The 4275-nt window shown below is 73.0% G+C and carries 5 protein-coding genes; all 5 read left to right on the top strand.

All coding sequences use genetic code 11. The features are described 5' to 3' along the window. On the top strand, positions 1–454 hold a 454-nt coding region (locus H5J29_RS22810; RefSeq protein ID WP_220187798.1), incomplete at its 5' end, for a Zn-ribbon domain-containing OB-fold protein. Then, a complete protein-coding gene (locus tag H5J29_RS22805) occupies positions 451–1773 on the top strand; it encodes an aromatic ring-hydroxylating oxygenase subunit alpha (RefSeq protein WP_181783083.1) in 1323 nt (440 codons plus the stop codon). The genes H5J29_RS22810 and H5J29_RS22805, both read left to right, overlap by 4 nt. Continuing rightward, positions 1770–2276 (top strand): aromatic-ring-hydroxylating dioxygenase subunit beta, encoded by a 507-nt coding sequence (locus tag H5J29_RS22800; RefSeq protein WP_181783082.1) that lies wholly within the window; start codon positions 1770–1772, stop codon positions 2274–2276. The genes H5J29_RS22805 and H5J29_RS22800 overlap by 4 nt, the downstream gene beginning before the upstream one ends. A 45-nt stretch (positions 2277–2321) precedes the next feature. Continuing rightward, positions 2322–3866, top strand: coding sequence for a class I adenylate-forming enzyme family protein (locus H5J29_RS22795; RefSeq protein WP_181783081.1), 1545 nt, complete (start codon positions 2322–2324; stop codon positions 3864–3866). A 5-nt stretch (positions 3867–3871) separates the two neighbouring features. Then, positions 3872–4275: AMP-binding protein (locus H5J29_RS22790; RefSeq protein ID WP_220187797.1), on the top strand; the 404-nt coding region annotated here is incomplete at its 3' end.

Below are 4275 nucleotides of genomic sequence, written 5' to 3'. Positions count from 1 at the left end.
CCGCACTGGTCCTGGAGGCGGCGTGACCGACTGGCTGCTCGCCCCCGAGCTGGCACCCGACCCGTCGGACGTGCTGGCCCCGCTCTACGCCGCGGCGGACCGCGGCGAGCTGCACCTGCCCCGGTGCGCCGCCTGCGACCTCGCCCTCGAGCTCGAGCAGCGCGTGTGCGACGGGTGCGGCGCGGCCGAGGTGGCCTGGCGCCGGGCCGAACAGGCCGGGACCGTGCACGCGGTCACCGTCGTCCACCGGCTCGAACCCGGGCTCGTCCGGACCGACCGGCCCTACCCGGTCGCCGACGTCGAGCTGGCCGGTGGGCACCGGCTCGTGCTCGCGCCGCTCTCCCCCGACATCGCACCACCCGCCGTCGGCGATCGGGTCGCCGTCGGCTTCCGCAGGCTCGGCGAGGTCGCCGTGCCCGGCTTCACCACACCCGTCCCGGAGGATGCGCCATGACCGAACTCGACACGCGGCCGCCCGAGGCGGCTCCCCCGCGGACCGATGTGGACGATCTCGTGCAGCACGACCGCGTGCACGGCTCGGTCTACACCGATCCCGAGGTCTTCGAGCTGGAGATGGAGCAGATCTTCCGGCGGGGCTGGGTCTACGTGGGCCACGAGAGCGAGGTGCCCGAGCCCGGCGACTACGTCACCCGCCGGATCGGCGGGCAGCCCGTGATCCTCACCCGCGGCAAGGACGGCGTCGTCCGCGTCCTGATGAACCGGTGTGCCCACCGCGGCAACCGGCTGTGCAACGCCGAGTCCGGCAACAGCACCACCTTCCGCTGCCCGTACCACGGCTGGACCTTCAACAACGACGGCTCGCTGGTCGGCGTGCCCATGCGCACCGGCTACGACAAGGAGTTCCTGGCCAGGCGCAGCGAGATCGGGCTCGCCCCGACCGCCCGGACGGACTCCTACCGCGGCTTCGTCTTCGCCTCCCTCGCCGCCGAGGGGATCACCCTCGCCGAGCACCTGGGCCGGGCGACCACCGCGATCGACCGGCTGCTCGCGCTGTCCCCGGACGGGCGCCTCGACCTGCGCGCGGGCTGGATGAAACACCAGCACATGAGCAACTGGAAGATGGTGATGGAGAACAACGTCGACGGCTACCACGCGTTGTTCACCCACGAGTCGGTCTACTCCGCGGTCCGCGAGGCCAAGGTCTCGCACGTCCCCAGCAAGGTCGAGGTCTGCGTCCGGGACATGGGCGACGGGCACTCCGAGATCGACTACTCCGCCGAGTACACCCGCCTCGACGAGGAGTTCGTCTGGTTCGGCCGAGCGCCGCGGGCGAAGCTGCCGAACTACGTCGCCGCCATGGAACGCGCGCACGGTCCGGCGGACACGCACCGCGCCCTCGTCGTGGGCCCGCCGCACACGTTGATCTTCCCGAACCTGTTCCTCGCCGAGATGAACATCATGATGGTCGAGCCGATCGCCCCCGGTGAGACCGTCGCCTACACCACCCCGGCGCTGATCCCCGGCCAGGACGAGCTCAACGGCCGGATGCTCCGCCGCACCGAGGGCGCCATGGGCCCCGCCGGTTTCCTGATCGCGGACGACGGCGAGATCGGCGCCCGCAACCAGCTCGGCCTGGCGGCGCGCAAGCCGGACTGGATCGTCCTGGCCCGCGGCCGGGACACCGACGAGGCGGACGAGACCGGGCTGGTCAACCACGACAAGAGCGCGGAGACCCCGCAGCGCGGCTGGTGGGCGCACTGGGCCGAGGTGCTCGGTGGCCGCTACAACTCCCGAGACGGAGCAGAGTCATGACCGAACCGGCCGCCGCGACCGGCACCCCCGTGGACCCCGCGCTCGAACCGGACGTCCTCGCCTTCCTGCACCTCGAGGCGCGCCTCGCCGACGAGGCCCGCTACTCCGAGTGGGAGTCCCTCTGGGCGGCGGACGGTGTGTACTGGGTGCCGATGGGCCCGGACCACGACCCGCGGGTCAACCTGTCCTACGTCTACGACAACCGCAAGCGGATCCGCAGCCGGGTCGCCCAGCTCAACTCCGGCGCCCGGCACTCGCAGACCCCGCCGTCGGTGATGCGCAGGCTGCTCACCAACGTCGAGGTCCTCGACCGCGGGGCCGACACCGTGACCGTCGGCGCCAACTTCGTGCTCTACGAGTACCGCCACGCCCTCACCACCTGGGCCGGGCGCGTGGTGCACACGGTGCGCAGGCGGCCGGACGGGAGCCTCGAGCTCGTGGCCAAGACCGTGCACCTCGTGAACGCGGGCGGGCCGGTGCCCACCCTCGCCTTCCTGATCTGACCCTCCCTCCGGGCGGCCCCCGCCCCTGCACCCTCGCGAGGACGCATGCTCGTCGGAGACATCCCCCGCCGCAACGCGCGCCGGTACCCCACCAAGACCGCCGTGCTCTCCGGCGGCACCGCCCTGACCTGGGCCGCGGTGAACGAGCGGGCCAACCGGCTCGGCACCGCGCTGCGCGCCGCCGGGCTGCACACCGGGGACCGGGTCGCCGTCTGCTCCCGCAACACCGCGGAGTGGCCGGAGATCGTGTTCGGGCTGGCCAAGGCCGGGCTGGTGGCCGTGCCGATCAACATCCGGCTCTCGGCGCCCGAGATCGCCCACCAGCTCACGGACTCCGGTGCCCGCGCCGGGATCGTGCACAGCGACCAGACCGCGCTGGCGGGTGAGGTCTTCACCGCGCAGCTCGAGCTGGTGGTGCAGATCGGCGGGGAGGAGGCGGGCAAGGACTACGAGTCCGTGCTGGCGGGCTCGGTCGACGCGGACCCGACGCCTGCGACCCTCACCCACGACGACGTCCAGTTCCTCCTCTACACCAGCGGCACGACCGGCCATCCCAAGGGCGTGGTCCAGCTGCACCGCGGCATGGTCGCGCAGGCCCTCGACACCTCGCTGGCCACCGAGGCCGTGTCGAGCGACGTCACCCTCGGGACCACGCCGTGCTTCACCGCGGGCGGCATGGTGCGCACGGTCTCCGGGATGTTCCTCGGCCAGACCCTGGTGCTGCACCCGCGGTTCGATCCCGAGCAGGTGGTCGCGGAGATCGAACGCAGCCGGGTCACCATGACCACGTTCATCCCGACCATGCTGATGCGCACGCTGAAGGTCCTGGAGAACGGGCCCGACCGGGACGTCTCCAGCCTGCGCCGGATCAGCTACGGCTCGGCCCCCGTGCCGCCCGGGCTGGCCCAGGAGGCCATGGCCCGGCTCGGCTGCGACCTGCAGCAGCGCTACGGGGCGACCGAGGCCGGTGGGCAGGCCACCATCCTCACCCCCGCCGACCACCGGGCGGCCGTGGCGGGCGACGAGGGCCTGCTCGCCTCCTGCGGGCGGGAGACGGCGATGGCCGAGATCCGGATCGTCGACGAGGCGGGCGAGGACCTCCCGACCGGCGAGACCGGCGAGATCGTCGTGCGGTCCGACATGGTCGCCGCCGGGTACTGGAACCGACCCGAGGCGAGCGCGGAGACCTTCCGCCCCACCGGGTTGTGGACCGGTGACCTCGGCAGGCTCGACGAGCGCGGCTACCTCTACATCGCGGGGCGCAAGACCGACATGATCATCTCCGGCGGGTTCAACGTGTACCCCGCCGAGATCGAGCGGGTCCTGGCCGCGCACCCGGGCGTCGACCTGGTCACCGTCGTCGGGCTGCCCGACCCGGAGTGGGGCGAGACGCCCGTGGCGGTGGTCGTCCGCAGCGGCACGCCGGACCCGGGGCTGGAGGAGTCGCTGCGCGAGCACTGCCGCGGGAACCTGGCGGGCTACAAGCAACCCCGCCGCTTCGAGTTCCGGGACGAGCTGCCGCTCGGGCCCGCGGGCAAGATCCTCAAGCGCGAGGTCCGGGCGGCGCTGCTCGCCCCGGCGGGCGGGTGAGCGCGGTGACCCTGCAGACCGAGGCGCGCACCTGGACGCCCCCGTTCGAGGCGGCGTCCGTGACCGAGCTGCTCACCCGCCGGGCGGAGACCACGCCGGACGCCCTGTTCGCCGTCGACGAGCACCGGGCCCGGATGACCTTCGCCGAGCTGGCCGCGGCCGTGGAACGGGCGGCCGCGGGCCTGCGCGACCTCGGGGTCCACCCCGGGGACGTGGTGTCCTGGCAGCTGCCCAACCGGTTCTCGACGATCGTGTTGTCACTGGCCCTCTGCCGGCTCGGCGCTGTGCAGAACCCCCTGGTCACGCTGCTGCGCGAGCGGGACCTGAGCTTCGTGTGCGGGCAGGCGGGCTCGGCCCACCTGTTCGTGACGGGCACGTTCCGCGGCACGGACTTCGCCGCGATCGGGGC

The organism is Pseudonocardia pini, assembly GCF_013870575.1.
In the GTDB taxonomy this organism is placed as follows: domain Bacteria; phylum Actinomycetota; class Actinomycetes; order Mycobacteriales; family Pseudonocardiaceae; genus Pseudonocardia; species Pseudonocardia pini.
The sequence above is the reverse complement of the archived record's forward strand: the minus strand, read 5'-3'. Positions and strand labels throughout refer to the sequence as shown.

What these genes read in the sequence shown, in the direction of transcription:
- H5J29_RS22805 (WP_181783083.1), top strand. Translation starts at nt 451, where the DNA reads ATGACCGAACTCGACACGCGGCCGCCCGAGGCGGCTCCCCCGCGGACC.
- H5J29_RS22800 (WP_181783082.1), top strand. Translation starts at nt 1,770, where the DNA reads ATGACCGAACCGGCCGCCGCGACCGGCACCCCCGTGGACCCCGCGCTC.
- H5J29_RS22795 (WP_181783081.1), top strand. Translation starts at nt 2,322, where the DNA reads ATGCTCGTCGGAGACATCCCCCGCCGCAACGCGCGCCGGTACCCCACC.